Raw genomic sequence first — 13,532 nt, 5'->3', positions numbered from 1 at the left:
CTTTTCAGGTCAGCGCGAAGACGTGGAGACGCGGTAGATCATGACATGCTTGTAGGGCTTGCCCGGATCGACGCGGGTGGACGGGAAATTCGAGTGGTTCGGCGAGTCCGGGAACTTCTGCGGTTCCAGCGCGATCCCGTCGCCCATGCGGTAGAGGTGGCCGTTCTTGCCGATGAAGGTGCCGTCCAGGAAGTTGCCCGCGTAGAACTGCACGCCGGGTTCGGTCGTCAGCAGTTCGAGCACGCGGCCCGAAACGGGGTCTTCCAGGCGCGCGGCCAGTTCGGGGGTCTTGGTGACGCCCTTGTCGAGCGCGAAGTTGTGGTCGTAGCCGCGGCCCATGACGATCTGCTCGTCCTTGCCGTCGCGGATGCGTTCGCCGACGACGGTGGCCTTGCGGAAGTCGAATGCGGTGCCCGTCACGTCGCGCAGTTCGCCGGTCGGGATCAGCTTGTCGTTCACCGGGGTGTAGTGGCCTGCCGGTATCGTCAGCAGATTCTGGATCGCGTCGCGCGGGCTGCCTTCACCGGCCATGTTGAAGATGGCGTGGTTGGTCATGTTGAGCACGGTCGGCTTGTCGGTGGTCGCATCGAATACGATCTGAAGGTTGCCCTTCTCGTCCAGCGAGTAGGTGACCTTGGTCTTCACGGTGCCGGGATAGCCCGAAGCGCCATCGGGGCTGACGAGCGAGAACACCGCCGTCGCCACGGGGCCCGACTTGATCGATTCGATCTTCCAGTTCTGCACGTCGAAGCCCTTGCCGCCGCCGTGCAGCGACTGGCCGTGATCGTTCTGCGGAAGCTGGTAGGTCTTGCCGTCGAGCGTGAACTTGCCGTCGGCGATACGGTTTCCGTAGCGGCCGATGGTGGCGCCCCAGTAGTTCGGGCGCTTTTCGTAGCTGGCGACATCGTCGTAGCCGAGCAGGATGTCGGCCGTCTTGCCGTCGCGATCGGGGGCCATCATCTTCCAGAGCGTGGCGCCGTACGTGAGGATCGTGGCCGAAACGCCGTTGGCGGCCTTCAGGGTGACGGCGGTGACTTGCGTGCCGTCGGAAAGCGCGCCTGCCGCAGCCTGCGAGGCATCGGCGGCGAGTGCCGGACTGGAAAGCGCCAGGGTTGAGGCGGACACCGCCATCGTTACAAACGCCTTGCGCAGTTTCCTCATTGCCCTAGCTCCCATATCTAACCTGTAATAAGTCGTTTCCGCATCGTTCAACCGGGCCCCGCCCGACGACGACGACCATTGACGATATTGCTTCCTGCATATAGTCCGACAAATAGAAAGAGCGCAAGCCGGTTTGCCGCAGGGCACGGCGCGGTTCTCTGGTTTAGAGAGGATAGTCATGCCCCCAGTGGTTTCATCTGGAGATGTCCCAGTGCTTCACGCGCAGCCAGCGGGCGTCCGCTACGGCCCGGCGCTGACGCTGCTTGCCAGCCTGTTTTTCATGTGGGGCTTCATCACCGTCATCAACAACACGCTGCTGCCGCACCTGCGCAGCGTGTTCGATCTTAGCTACACCCAGACGACGCTGATCGAATCGGTGTGGTTCATCGCCTATTTCGTCGCTTCGATTCCCTCGGCCAAGCTGATCGAACGAGTCGGCTACCAGAAGTCGCTGGTCATCGGCCTGCTGATCATGGCTGCCGGCGCGCTGGGCATGATGCTGGCCGCCAGCATCCCGTCCTACGGCGTTACGCTGCTCATGCTCTTCGTGATCGCCAGCGGCATCACCCTGCTTCAGGTCGCGGCGAATCCCTATGTTGCGGTCGTCGGCAAGCCCGAAACCGCGTCCTCGCGCCTCAACCTGGTGCAGGCGCTCAATTCGGCAGGCACCATGCTGGCCCCGCTGTTCGGCGCCTACCTGATCCTCGGCCGTTCCAAGAGCGGCACCTCGGCCGCCGGCACGGTGCTGACCGATGCCGAGCGCCTGGCTGACGCCCATTCGGTGATCCTGCCTTACGCGCTCGTTGCCGTAGTGCTGGTGATCCTTGCGGTGGTTATCGCCAAGTTCCCGCTGCCGTCGATGGGCTCGGCCAACTCGCGCCTCGCCAAGGAGCAGCGCAAGCACCTCTCGCTGTGGAATCACCGCAACCTCGTTTTCGGCATTCCCGCAATCTTCATCTACCTGATCGCCGAGATCGGCGTGGCGAACCTCTTCGTGAACTTCGTCAGCCAGCCGGACATCGCCAACCTGACACATGAGCAGGCGGGCAAGTACCTCACGTTCCTGTGGGGCGGCATGATGGTCGGCCGTTTCGCCGGTTCCGCGATCATGCAGCGTTTCGACGCGGGCAAGGTCCTGGCGTTCTTTTCGGTCGGCGCGTTCATCGTGATGATCGTGACGGTCTTTGCCAGCGGCCCGGTCGCCATGTGGTCGCTGATTCTCGTCGGCCTGTTCCACTCGATCATGTTCCCGACCATCTTCACCCTCGGCATCAAGGGCTTGGGCCCGCTGACCGAGGAAGGTTCGGGCCTGCTCGTCATGGCGATCGCCGGTGGCGCGCTGGTGATCGTGCAGGGCTGGCTGGCCGATAACTTCGGCCTTCAGAACTCCTTCATCCTGACCGCCGTCTGCGAACTCTACGTGTTGTTCTACGCACTGTGGGGCAGCAAGGTGACCAACGCTGAGCCGGATCTGGTTCCGGAACCCGCCGAGTAATCGGGCGGCCTCAGGCTAAACGAAAAAGGCCTCGGCGAGCGATCGCCGGGGCCTTTTGTTTTGGAGCGGTCAAAGAGAAACTCGTCGTCCCGGACTTGATCCGGGACCGCTGGCCGAGCTTCACCCAACCCTCGGCTGGGCGCCTTGCCTATCGGTCGCGTCTAAAGTTTTGCCAGCGATCCCGGACCAAGTCCGGGACGACGAATGGAGCCCTACTTCTTCTCCATCGCGCTGCGCGTATCTTCCAGCGCCAGGTCCACGAGCACGTTCATCGCCTCGGCCGCCGCTGCCGCATCCCCGGCGGCAATGGCATCATAGACTCGCACATGATCCGGAATCGGATTGCGGGGCAGGGCGCGGGCGCGTTGCTTGAACTGAGTGGTCCAGTTCACCGCCGCACCGATCGAGGCGCTGAGCACCAGCAGCGCATCGTTGCGCGTCGCCTGGAGAATGGCGTTGTGGAAGTCGCGGTCCGCCGCGCGGCCGGCTTCGGTGGTGAGGGTGTGACGGCGCATGGCCGCCAGCGCGTCCTTCATCGCCTTGAGGTCGTTCTTGTCGCGGCGCTGCGCGGCAAGGCGCGCGGCGGCAGGCTCGACGATGGCGCGCAGTTCGAACAAGCTGCGCACGAATTCGATGTCCGGCTCTCCGGCGAAGGCCCAGCCGAGCACTTCGGGGTCGAGCAGGTTCCAGCGATCGCGCGGCAGCACCCGCGTCCCGGCCTTGGGGCGACTCGCCACCAGGCCCTTCGCGCTCAGGACTTGAATGGCCTCACGATAGGCGCTGCGCGAGACTTGCAGCTCCTCCGCGAAGGCCACTTCGCCAGAAAGAATGTCTCCCGGCGCATATTTGCCGGACAAGATGGCCGTTCCCAGTTTATGGGCGATGGCGCCGTGCAGGCGGCGGCCCGGACCACGGGCTTCGTCGGCCGGCCTTGCACTTTCTTCTTCGTTCACGAAATTGGCTTCTGACACTGTTATTGGCACCTCTCCGATGGAACCTAACAGTCCTTCTCACGCGAAGGAACGACAAACATTGCGTTTCTGATGCGCTGGGAATATGTCGGAGTAAATAGGGAGATCCCAAATGACCGAATTCCGTTCCATCGTGGCTGCAACCGGCGAACCCCAGGGCGAACCGCTGGCCGTGAACGGCCCTGCCGACGTCGCTGCCGCCTGCGCCGCAGCCGCAGCCGCTTTCGATACCTATCGTGCCACCGACCGTGAAACCCGCGCTGCGTTCCTTGAGCGAATCGCGGACGAAATCGTCGCAATCGGTGATTCGCTGATCGAAGCCTACATTGCCGAGAGCGGCCTGCCGCGCGGTCGCGGTGAAGGCGAGCGTGGCCGTACCGCCGGCCAGCTGCGTCTCTTCGCGGACGTCGTCCGCAAGGGCCAGTGGCAGCAGCTGCGCATCGATCCGGCCCTGCCGGACCGCGCCCCGCTGCCCCGTCCCGACCTGCGCCTGCGCATGATTCCGGTCGGTCCGGTCGCCGTGTTCGGCGCCTCGAACTTCCCGCTTGCCTTCTCGACCGCCGGTGGTGACACCGCTTCGGCGCTTGCCGCCGGTTGCCCGGTCGTCGTCAAGGGCCACCCGGCCCACCCGATCACCGGCAGCCTGATTGCCGCCGCGATCACCAAGGCGGTCAAGGATGCCGGTCTTCCCGAGGGCGTGTTCCAGCACCTCGTCGGCCCGTCGAACGAACTCGGCGCCGCCCTCGTGCAGGATCCGCGCATCATGGCGGTCGGCTTCACCGGCTCGCGCGGTGGCGGTCTCGCCCTCGCCAAGCTGGCCCAGGCCCGCGAAGTGCCGATCCCGGTTTATGCCGAAATGTCGAGCATCAACCCGGTGCTGCTGCTTCCCGAAGCCCTCAAGGCCCGCGGCGAAGCGCTCGGCACCGCTTTCGTCGGTTCGCTGACGATGGGCGCCGGCCAGTTCTGCACCAACCCCGGCCTGATCCTGGCCGTCGAGGGTGAAGGCCTGGACGCTTTCGTTGCCGCCGCCACCGGCAGCGTTTCGGAAGCCAAGCCGCAGACCATGCTGACCACCGGCATCGCCGCCGCTTATGCCAAGGGCGTCGAAGCGCTCGAAGGCAATGCCGGCGTCGAAACCATCGCCAAGGGCGAAGAGGGCAGCAAGACCACCGGCGGTGCGATCCTGTTCCAGACCACGGCAGCCCAGTTCCTCGCCGACAAGGCGATCGGCCACGAAGTGTTTGGCGCCGCGTCGATCGTGGTGCGCTGCAAGGACGAAGCCGAACTCGCCGGCCTGCTCGAAGGCCTGGAAGGCCAGCTGACCGCCACCCTGCACATGGACGATGCCGACGAAGCCGCCGCTTCGCGTCTTCTCCCCGTGCTGGAGCGCAAGGTCGGCCGCATCCTCGTCAACGGCTGGCCTACCGGCGTCGAAGTGTGCCACGCGATGGTCCACGGCGGCCCGTTCCCCTCGACCTCCGACCCGCGCACCACGTCGGTCGGCAGCATGGCGATCGACCGCTTCCTGCGTCCGGTCAGCTACCAGAACTTCGCCCAGGGCCTGCTTCCGGCAGAACTGCGCGATGCAGCCTTCGGTGACGGCGCTCCCCGCCTGATCGACGGCGCGCTTACCCTCTAACCAGTCCAACCCAATCCCCGCGGCGCGTCCCCAAGAAGGCGCGCCGCGGTCCGGGCCAAGTCCCCTCCGGGAGAGATCCATGACCTACCTTCGCCTGCTCCAGCATCGCGCGCCCGACGGCGTGCGCTCCGTCATCCTTGCCGAGGGCGATGCCGCCCATTTCCTCAAGGGCGTGACCACCACCCGCGAACTCGCCCAGCGCGCCATCGCCGAAGGCGTGACGCTGGCCGATGCCGCCAAGGCTGCCGGGCAGGGCGAAGCGGTCGACATCAAGGCCGAACTCGCGGCGGGCAACCTGCTCACGCCGATCGATCACGACGATTCCGCCCACCTGCTGATGACCGGCACGGGCCTGACGCACCTCGGTTCGGCCGAAGGCCGCAACAAGATGCACCAGGCCGCCGCCTCGGGTGAGCACGTCACCGATTCCATGCGCATGTTCCTGGAAGGCCTCGAAGGCGGCAAGCCCGCCGCCGGCACCGAAGGCCAGCAGCCGGAATGGTTCTACAAGGGCGACGGCCAGCTGCTCGTCGGCCCCGGCGAAGCGCTGACCATGCCTGCTTTCGCCAAGGATGGCGGCGAAGAGCCCGAACTCGCCGGTATCTATCTCGTCGGTGAGAACGGTAACGTCTACCGCCTCGGCCTTGCGCTCGCCAACGAGTTCTCGGACCACGTTACCGAACGCCACAACTACCTGTGGCTCGCCCACTCGAAGCTGCGCCAGGCCGCGCTTGGCCCGGAACTGCTGCTCGGCACTCCGCCGGAGAAGATCGAAGGCACCAGCAAGATCGTGCGGGGCGGCGAAACGATCTGGGAAAAGCCGTTCCTCTCGGGCGAAGGCAACATGTCGCACACCTTTGCCAACCTTGAGCACCACCACTTCAAGTACGACCTGTTCCGCCGCGCCGGCGACGTGCACGTCCACTTCTTCGGCACCGCCACGCTTTCGTTCGCGGACGGCGTGACCACGCAGGAAGGCGACGTGTTCGAGATCGACGCCGCGCCCTTCACCCTGCCGGTTTCCAACCCGCTCGCCCGCGCTGCCGCTTCGGCCGAGGCGACCACGACCGTCAAGGCGCTCTGAGCCATGGATCCGATCCGCATCGCCATCGTCGGCGTGGGCAAGATCGCCCGCGACCAGCACATCCCCGCGATCGAGGGCAACCCAAACTTCAGCCTCGGCGCCACCGTCAGCCCGCATCATCGCGGCCCTGAAGGCATCCCGCACTTCACCAGCCTCGACGACCTGATCGAGAACGGCCCGGCGATCGACGCCGTGGCGCTCTGCACCCCGCCGCAGGTCCGCTACGACCTCGCCGCGCAGGCGCTGGCCAAGGGCATGCACGTGTTCCTCGAAAAGCCGCCGGGCGCCACGCTGGCCGAAGTGGCCGCGCTGGAAAGCCGTGCGGAGAAGGTGGGCGTGACCCTGTTCGCCTCGTGGCACTCGCGCTACGCCGCCGGTGTCGCGCCTGCCCGCGCCTGGCTGGCCGAGCGCCAGATCAAGAACGCGAAGATCATCTGGCGCGAGGACGTGCGCGTCTGGCATCCGGGCCAGGCCTGGATCTGGGAGCCGGGCGGCTTGGGCGTGTTCGATCCGGGCATCAATGCCCTCTCGATCGCCACCCACATCCTTCCGCGCCCGTTCTTCCTGAAGGAAGCGACGCTCAGCCTGCCCGCCAACCGCGCCGCGCCGATCGCCGCCGATATCGAGTTCCGCGACACGGCCGGGGCCGAGATCCACATGGACCTCGACTGGCGCCAGACCGGCCCGCAGTCGTGGGACATCATCGTCGAGACGGATGCAGGCACGCTGAAGCTTTCGAACGGCGGCGCCGTGCTCACCCTGCCCACCGGCACCGAGCACAATGAAGACCTGGAATATCCGGGCCTTTATTCGCGCTTCGCCAACCTGATCCGCGGCGGCCGCAGCGATGTGGACATCGCGCCGCTGCGCCTCGTGGCCGACGCATTCCTGCGCGGCAAGCGCGACATGGTTGAAGAATTCCACGACTGATTTCCCAGGGAGGGGACGAGACTATGATGAAGGCAATTCGCCTTACCGCCGCTGCCGTCCTGCTGAGCGCCACCGCGCTCGCAGGCACGGCGCATGCTGATACCGACGGCCAGCCGACCACGGCGACGATCGACGCCGCCAAGCCCGGCGCGGTCTACCACAAGGAAGTGTTCACCCAGTTCGCCGAGCATCTCGGTACGGGTATCTACGGCGGCCTCTGGGTCGGCAAGAACAGCAAGATCCCGAACACCAACGGCTTCCGCAACGACGTCGTCAGCGCGCTCAAGGATCTCGCTGTCCCGGTGATCCGCTGGCCCGGCGGCTGCTTTGCCGACGAATACAACTGGCGCGAAGGCATCGGCCCGCAGAACAAACGTCCGGTCAAGATCAACACCCACTGGGGCGGCGTGACCGAGCCGAACACCGTCGGTACGCACGAGTTCTTCGAACTGATCCGCCAGGTGGGCGCGGAAGCCTATGTCGCCGGTAACGTCGGCAACGGCACGCCCCGCGAAATGGCCGAGTGGGTCGAATACATGACCTCGCCCGCCGGCTCGCTGGCGGACGAACGCGCCCGCAACGGCCACAAGGAGCCCTGGAAGGTCGCCTACTTCGGCGTCGGTAACGAGCTTTGGGGCTGCGGTGGCAACATGCGTCCCGAATTCGCGGCCGACGAGACCCGTCGCTACGCCACTTTCGTGAAGGCGCCTCCCGGAACCAAGATCCTGAAGGTTGCCGCCGGCGCCAATGTCGACGACTACAACTGGACCGAGACGATGATGCGCGTCGCGGCTCCGCAGCTCGACGGCGTTTCGCTGCACTACTACGTCCATCCCGCCGGCGGCTGGCCGCCGCGCGCACCTGCCGTCGATTTCGACGAGAACGGCTGGGCCGATGCGCTGAACGGCGCGCGCAAGATGGACGAACTGATCACCAAGCATTCGGCGATCATGGACAAGTACGATCCTGCGAAGCGGGTCTTCCTGGCCGTGGACGAATGGGGTTCGTGGTACGCCCAGGATCCGGGCACGCATCCGGGCTTCCTGCGCCAGCAGAACACCCTGCGCGATGCCCTGATCGCCTCCATCCACCTGGATATCTTCGCCAAGCATGCCGACCGCGTGCGCATGACCGCCATCGCCCAGATGGTGAACGTGCTCCAGGCGATGATCTTCACCGAAGGCAACAAGATGGTGCTCACGCCCACCTACCATGTCTTCGAGATGTACAAGCCGTGGCAGGACGCGACCGTGCTGCCGCTCGACATCAAGACCCCCTGGTACAACAAGGGCCAGTACACGATGCCAGCGGTCAGTGGTTCGGCGGTGAAGGCGAAGGACGGCAAGATCCATGTCGGCCTGTCGAACCTCGACCCGAACCAGTCGAACACGGTGACGATCAAGCTCGACGGTGTGAGCGCTGCGGCGGTTACCGGTCGCATCCTGACGGCACCGGCGATCAATTCGCACAACACCTTCGACACCCCGAACGCAGTCAAGCCCGAGGCCTTCTCCGGCGCGACCGTGCAGGGCGGCAACCTCGTCGTCACCCTCCCGGCCAAGTCGGTCGTGGTGCTCGAACTGCAATGAGCGTGAACCATGTCCTCGGCGATTGGGGGACCACCCGGCTTCGGCTGTTCCGCCTCGACGGTGAGGACGTGGTCGCCCGGCTCAGCGGGCCGGGCGCGCTGGAAGGCGATGCGCAAGGAGCCCTGGCCGAAAGGCTGGAGCTTTGGAAGGCGGAAGGGCCGCTGTCCGAAGTCGTGCTTTGCGGCATGGCCGGCGCGCCCGGCGCGCTCGTCGCGGCAGGCTATGCGGCCTGCCCGGCGGACGCGGCCAAGTGGCTGTCTTCGCGCACGCAGCTCGAAGTTACGGGCATTCCGGTCTCGGTCCTTCCGGGACTGAGCTGCCATACCGACGGTGTGCCGGAAGTGATGCGGGGCGAGGAGGCGCAAGTCTTCGGCGCCCTCGCGCTTCATCCGGAACTGGCCGTGGGCGCGCATCTGATCGCGCTGCCCGGCACCCATTGCAAATGGGTCACGGTGCAGAACGGCACGATCACCGGCTTCCGCACTCACCCGACCGGCGAGCTGTTCGCGCTGCTGGCGGGCAAATCGACCCTGACCGGACCCGATACGCCGGGCGAGGGCACTGTCGACGAAGGTTTCGCGCGCGGCCTCGAACGCTGCGGAGAGCCGCTTACCGGCGCGCTGTTCGAAGCGCGGGGTGCGCGGATGCTCGATGGCCGCTCGAAGGACTGGTCGCGCGGCTATATTTCCGGCCTGCTGATCGGCGGCGAAGTTGCTGCCCGCGTGACACCCGGCGCGTCGGTCGTCTTGATAGGCGACCCCGCGCTGTCGACGCTCTATGACCGTGCGTTGGAAGGGCTCGGCTGCACCGCTCGCCGCATCGACGGCGACGCGGCGGTTCTCGCCGGCCTGCGTATCGCAAAGGAACGGATAGCATGAAGATCGAACAGGTTCTGGCAGAAGGCGCTGCCCCGGTCGTCGCGATCCTGCGCGGCATCCAGACCCACGAAGCGGTCGAGATCGGCCAAGCGCTGGTCGAGGCAGGCGTGCGCATCATCGAAGTTCCGTTCAACTCGCCGGATCCGGCCGGCTCGATCGGCGCCATGGCAAAGGCCCTGGGCGACCGCGCGGCGATCGGCGGCGGCACCGTGATCGGCACCGATCTGGCCGAGACGCTCGCGGGCGTTGGCGGTACCTTCATGGTCTCGCCCAACGTCGATCCTGCCGTCATCAGGCGCTCGATCGAACTGGGCATGGACGTGCTCCCCGGCTTTCTGACCCCGACCGAAGCGTTCGCCGCCGTCGCGGCAGGCGCCAACGACCTCAAGCTGTTCCCCGGCTCGGTGCTGGGCAGCAGCTACATCAAGGCGATCCGCGAAGTCCTGCCCAAGCACAGCCGCGTCTGGGCCGTGGGCGGCGTGGGTGCCGCCAATGTCGCGGAATACCGCGCGGCAGGTGTGTTCGGCATCGGCGTGGGCGGCAGCCTCTACAAGCCCGGCTTCGATGCCGCGACGGTCGGCGCCAAGGCGGCCGAGATCGTCGCCGCGTGGAATGCCTGCGCATCATAAGACGAAGTTTGGAGAGTTAACGTGTTCAGGAAATTCCTTGGCGTCGCCAGCCTTGCGGTCATGGCCGTCGCCGGTGCGGCCGATGCGGAAGTGCAGGTGGGAGAGAAGGGCGCCGGTACGCTCAATTCCCAGCTCACCGGCGATCTCACGGTGCATGACCCGGTGATCATCCGCGAAGGCGATACCTATTACGTCTTCAGCACCGTGGGTCGTTACATCGGCATCAAGACCTCGAAGGACCTGAAGACCTGGAAGGACGCCGGTTCGGTCTTCGCCGAGATCCCGGCCTGGGCCAAGCAGGCGATCCCCGGCACCGAGGGCATCTGGGCGCCCGATATTTCCTATGTGAACGGCGAATACCGGCTCTACTATTCGATCTCGACGTTCGGCTCCAACCGCTCGGCCATCGGGCTGGCGACCAGCAAGACGCTGGACCCGAAGGCCAAGGGCTACGGCTGGAAGGACCAGGGCCTCGTCGTCATGTCGACACATGACGACGACTTCAACGCGATCGACCCCAACTATGTCGAGGACGCGCAGGGCCGCCAGTGGCTGTCGCTCGGCAGCTTCTGGACCGGTTTGAAGCTGTTCCCGCTCGATGCGAAGACCGGCAAGGTCGCCCCCGGCACCGAGCCCTATTCGATCGCCCGCCGCCTCGCTCCCGCAGGCGGGCCGGCGCCGGTAGAGGCGCCGTTCATCATCCCGCATGGCGGCTACTACTACTTGCTCGCCAGCTACGACTATTGCTGCAAGGGCGTGAACAGCACCTATTACACGGTGGTTGGCCGCTCCAAGAAGATCACCGGACCTTACCTCGGCAAGGATGGCAGTTCGCTGATGGACGGTCGCGGCACGATCTTCCTGCGCGCCGACCTCGAAGAGCAGCAGCGCTTCCGCGGCCCCGGCCATGCGGGCGCCTTCACCGACAAGGACGGCACCACTTACGTCGTCTACCATGCCTACGACAAGCAGGCGAACGGCGCGCCCACCTTGCGCATCGCCCCGATCCGCTGGGATGCGGACGGCTGGCCCGTCGCCCAATACTGAACCCACCTGACGGCACCCCGGTCCCCCGACCGGGGTGCCCTTTTTTCCTACCGCCGGTCAGAATACCCGGCGCCACGAATCAGGAAACTCGGAGAGGATGACATGAACTTTTCGCTTTCGCGCCGCGCCTTCGCGGCCAGTGCCGCCCTTCTTCCCATCGCCTGTTCCAAGGCTGGCGACAGCGCGATCGGCGGTGACGACAAGACGGCGGTATCCGATCCGCTCAAGGGCCCGATCAACCCGCTGGTGAAGAACCGCGCAGATTCGCAGGTCTTCCGGCACGAGGACGGCAACTACTACCTCACCGGCTCGGTCCCCGAGTACGACCGCCTGATCCTGCGCCGCTCGAAAACGCTGGCAGGCCTTGCCACCGCCGAGGAACGCGTGCTCTGGCGTCACGAGAAGACCGGCCCGATGTCCGGCTTCCTCTGGGCGCCCGAACTGCACCTCGTCGACGGCAAGTGGGTCATGTATTTTGCGGCAGGCCCGAGCGGCGGCGGCGAGGACGTGTTCCGCATCCGCACGTACGCGATCGTGTGCGACAGCGCCGACCCGATGACCGGAAAGTGGTCGGTCCTGGGTGAGTTCAAGCTGCCGTGGGACAGCTTCAACCTCGATTCCACCGTGTTCATGCACAAGGGCACGCGCTATTTCGCATGGGCCCAGCGCGAAGAGGGGATCGACACCAATTCGAACCTCTATCTCGCCCCGATGAAGGACGCGCTGAGCCTTGCGGCAGAGCCCGTTCGCCTAACCGTGCCCACCCTTGACTGGGAAACCCGCGCCTACAAGGTGGCGGAAGCTCCGGCCGTGCTGGCGAAGAACGGCCGTCTGTTCATGACCTATTCGGCCAGCGGCACCGGTGCCGTCTATTGCCTGGGCATGCTGTCGATCGACGAGAACGCCAACCTCATGGATCCCAAGGCCTGGACCAAGTCGCAGAAGCCGGTCTTCGCGACCAATGTCGAGACTTCGGTCTACGGACCCGGCCACAACAGCTTCACCGTTGACGAGCACGGCAACGACATTCTCGTCTACCACGGCCGCGACTACGAGAAGATCGAAGGCGACCCACTGCTGAACCCCGATCGCCACACCCGTGTCCAGCGCATCTATTACAACGCGGATGGCACGCCGGACTTCGGCGTGCCCGTGGGTAACGGCGCTCTGCCCGAACGCTTCACCCCGGCGGTGCGCCGCGACGTGATGCTGGGCCATGACGGCAGGAAGCTGATCCTCGCCAAGGACACGCCCCTGCCGCAGACTCAGTTCCGCGCCATCGCGGGCGCGGACGGGGCCGTTCAGCTCTCCCCGATTCTCCAGCGCGACAATGGCTTTACGGCAGGCCAGGACGGCTCGGTGGCTCTGGCACCTCTGAGCGGCGCATCGCTGTTCCTGCGCGAAGCCGGGGAGGCGAAGGACACCGTGCGCTTCGTTTCGAAGGCCGATTCGTCCAAGGCGCTGGCGTTCTCCGGCGACACGATCAAGCTGCTGGACAAGAACGATCCAGCCACGAGCTGGATCGTTGGCTAACCGAAACAAGTCAGACAAAGACGGTTAAACAGCCGGCCGGAAAGTCCGCTTTCCGGCCGGTTCTGCGTCCATTCTGCCACACCTCTTGCAGGTTTTTGACCGGTCGCCCGCTTTTCCGCTTGCAAGGTAATAGTCAGACTAATAATTAGTCCGAGTAATTGAAGGGGCATGGTATGGGCCAGCCCCAACGGGAGGGTTGATCCATGGCATTCAAGCCATTCGCTTTCTGCACCGCATCGGTATTCGCTCTTAGCCTCGCCTCCGTCGCGCAGGCGCAGGAAGCCGCGCCGCAGGCTACCGACGAAACCGATACGACGGCCGAAGACATCATCGTTACCGGCGTCCGCGCGTCGATCGTCGGCGCCATCAACAGCCGCAAGGACAACATCCAGATCGTTGACTCGATCGTGGCTGAAGACGTCGGCAAGCTGCCCGACAACAACGTGGTCGAAGCGCTCCAGCGCGTCACCGGCATCCAGGTGACCGATCGCGCCGGCGGCGAATCCGCCGTAATCACGATTCGTGGTCTGTCCGATCCTGTCACCACCTGGAACGGCCGCAACGTCTTCACGGCTG

General features: G+C 65.4%; 12 protein-coding genes. 10 read left to right on the top strand and 2 right to left on the bottom strand.

Annotation, left to right across the window (positions count from 1 at the left end):
• Positions 1–9: 9 nt before the first annotated feature.
• A complete protein-coding gene (locus RT424_RS17845) occupies positions 10–1,161 on the bottom strand; it encodes an aldose epimerase family protein (protein ID WP_409521530.1) in 1,152 nt (383 codons plus the stop codon).
• 178 nt (positions 1,162–1,339) lie between these two features.
• Between RT424_RS17845 and RT424_RS17840 the strand changes: the two genes are divergently transcribed.
• Entirely contained in the window at positions 1,340–2,656 is a 1,317-nt protein-coding gene (locus tag RT424_RS17840; protein ID WP_313440952.1) for a sugar MFS transporter, read from the top strand.
• A 212-nt stretch (positions 2,657–2,868) separates the two neighbouring features.
• Here the strand turns inward: RT424_RS17840 and RT424_RS17835 are convergent, their stop codons facing one another.
• Positions 2,869–3,609: a FadR/GntR family transcriptional regulator gene (locus RT424_RS17835; RefSeq protein WP_313440950.1), complete on the bottom strand. Its 741-nt coding sequence runs from the start codon at positions 3,607–3,609 to the stop codon at positions 2,869–2,871.
• A gap of 130 nt (positions 3,610–3,739) precedes the next feature.
• Between RT424_RS17835 and RT424_RS17830 the strand changes: the two genes are divergently transcribed.
• From RT424_RS17830 to RT424_RS17790, 9 genes are all read left to right on the top strand, one after another.
• Complete coding sequence (locus RT424_RS17830; RefSeq protein WP_313440948.1) at positions 3,740–5,266, top strand: aldehyde dehydrogenase (NADP(+)); 1,527 nt, start codon at positions 3,740–3,742, stop codon at positions 5,264–5,266.
• Between the two features lie 79 nt (positions 5,267–5,345).
• Positions 5,346–6,350: an AraD1 family protein gene (gene araD1, locus RT424_RS17825; RefSeq protein WP_313440946.1), complete on the top strand. Its 1,005-nt coding sequence runs from the start codon at positions 5,346–5,348 to the stop codon at positions 6,348–6,350.
• A 3-nt stretch (positions 6,351–6,353) separates the two neighbouring features.
• On the top strand, positions 6,354–7,280 hold the full coding sequence (locus RT424_RS17820) for a Gfo/Idh/MocA family oxidoreductase (protein WP_313440944.1): 927 nt from the start codon (positions 6,354–6,356) through the stop codon (positions 7,278–7,280).
• 23 nt (positions 7,281–7,303) lie between these two features.
• Positions 7,304–8,869: an alpha-L-arabinofuranosidase C-terminal domain-containing protein gene (locus tag RT424_RS17815; protein ID WP_313440942.1), complete on the top strand. Its 1,566-nt coding sequence runs from the start codon at positions 7,304–7,306 to the stop codon at positions 8,867–8,869.
• Positions 8,866–9,747 (top strand): 2-dehydro-3-deoxygalactonokinase, encoded by an 882-nt coding sequence (locus tag RT424_RS17810; protein ID WP_313440940.1) that lies wholly within the window; start codon positions 8,866–8,868, stop codon positions 9,745–9,747. The genes RT424_RS17815 and RT424_RS17810 overlap by 4 nt, the downstream gene beginning before the upstream one ends.
• Positions 9,744–10,376 (top strand): 2-dehydro-3-deoxy-6-phosphogalactonate aldolase, encoded by a 633-nt coding sequence (locus RT424_RS17805; protein WP_313440938.1) that lies wholly within the window; start codon positions 9,744–9,746, stop codon positions 10,374–10,376. Before RT424_RS17810 ends, RT424_RS17805 begins: the two co-directional genes overlap by 4 nt.
• 60 nt (positions 10,377–10,436) lie before the next feature.
• Complete coding sequence (locus RT424_RS17800) at positions 10,437–11,423, top strand: arabinan endo-1,5-alpha-L-arabinosidase (protein ID WP_409521531.1); 987 nt, start codon at positions 10,437–10,439, stop codon at positions 11,421–11,423.
• Between the two features lie 102 nt (positions 11,424–11,525).
• Positions 11,526–12,956: a family 43 glycosylhydrolase gene (locus RT424_RS17795; protein WP_313440934.1), complete on the top strand. Its 1,431-nt coding sequence runs from the start codon at positions 11,526–11,528 to the stop codon at positions 12,954–12,956.
• Positions 12,957–13,159: 203 nt separating this feature from the next.
• Positions 13,160–13,532 (top strand): TonB-dependent receptor plug domain-containing protein (locus RT424_RS17790; RefSeq protein WP_313440932.1); only part of this gene is annotated, 373 nt, incomplete at its 3' end.

This window comes from Novosphingobium sp., assembly GCF_032093395.1.
Lineage (GTDB): Bacteria > Pseudomonadota > Alphaproteobacteria > Sphingomonadales > Sphingomonadaceae > Novosphingobium.
The sequence above is the reverse complement of the archived record's forward strand: the minus strand, read 5'-3'. Positions and strand labels throughout refer to the sequence as shown.

Bases quoted from the DNA above. Each gene is read 5' to 3' on its own strand.
- RT424_RS17845 (WP_409521530.1), bottom strand. From the start codon at position 1,161: ATGAGGAAACTGCGCAAGGCGTTTGTAACGATGGCGGTGTCCGCCTCA.
- RT424_RS17840 (WP_313440952.1), top strand. From the start codon at position 1,340: ATGCCCCCAGTGGTTTCATCTGGAGATGTCCCAGTGCTTCACGCGCAG.
- RT424_RS17830 (WP_313440948.1), top strand. From the start codon at position 3,740: ATGACCGAATTCCGTTCCATCGTGGCTGCAACCGGCGAACCCCAGGGC.
- araD1 (WP_313440946.1), top strand. From the start codon at position 5,346: ATGACCTACCTTCGCCTGCTCCAGCATCGCGCGCCCGACGGCGTGCGC.
- RT424_RS17820 (WP_313440944.1), top strand. From the start codon at position 6,354: ATGGATCCGATCCGCATCGCCATCGTCGGCGTGGGCAAGATCGCCCGC.
- RT424_RS17815 (WP_313440942.1), top strand. From the start codon at position 7,304: ATGATGAAGGCAATTCGCCTTACCGCCGCTGCCGTCCTGCTGAGCGCC.
- RT424_RS17810 (WP_313440940.1), top strand. From the start codon at position 8,866: ATGAGCGTGAACCATGTCCTCGGCGATTGGGGGACCACCCGGCTTCGG.
- RT424_RS17805 (WP_313440938.1), top strand. From the start codon at position 9,744: ATGAAGATCGAACAGGTTCTGGCAGAAGGCGCTGCCCCGGTCGTCGCG.
- RT424_RS17800 (WP_409521531.1), top strand. From the start codon at position 10,437: ATGGCCGTCGCCGGTGCGGCCGATGCGGAAGTGCAGGTGGGAGAGAAG.
- RT424_RS17795 (WP_313440934.1), top strand. From the start codon at position 11,526: ATGAACTTTTCGCTTTCGCGCCGCGCCTTCGCGGCCAGTGCCGCCCTT.